The sequence below is a fragment of the Vibrio sp. 1069 genome (genome assembly GCF_033340555.1).
The window spans coordinates 1-504 of the sequence record NZ_JAWOWP010001015.1 but is presented as its reverse complement, the minus strand read 5'-3'; the positions used below and the strand labels follow the sequence as shown (position 1 = coordinate 504).

Sequence of the window (504 nt, the reverse complement as noted above, 5' to 3'; positions counted from 1 at the left end):
AGGGTGTGGCTGAACGTGATGAGCCTTATCCAAGGTTATCGAGAACACGCTGCCTTTACCAAACCACGAACGCATTGAAATTTCGTGCCCCAACACCTGCGCAATCCCTTTGGAAATCGCCAAGCCTAATCCCAAGCCTTGATCGGAGCGCACTTGCGTTCCGCGATTAAACTCTTCGAAGATTTCCTGCTGTTTTTCTTCCTCGATGCCCATGCCGTTATCCCACACATCAATGCGCACACGCCCTTGAACTCGGCGCACTCCCAGCGCGACTTTACCATTTGGGCTGTAACGAAAGGCATTGGTGAGGAAATTCTGCACCACACGGCGCAGTAATTTAGGGTCCGATTTCACCATTAGAGAAGATGGGATCATAGTGAACTCGATCCCCTGTTGTTTGGCCAATGCGCTGAATTCCGCATTGAGGTTCGCCAGAACATCGTTGACCGCGAAGCCATGCACATTGACTTCCAACTTACCCGATTCCAAACGCGAAATATCCAG

General features: G+C 50.8%; 1 protein-coding gene. It reads right to left on the bottom strand.

The window, feature by feature from the left end; translation table 11 throughout:
• The coding region (locus R7040_RS30345) for a HAMP domain-containing sensor histidine kinase (protein WP_318098174.1) at nt 1-504 on the bottom strand (504 nt) is incomplete at both ends.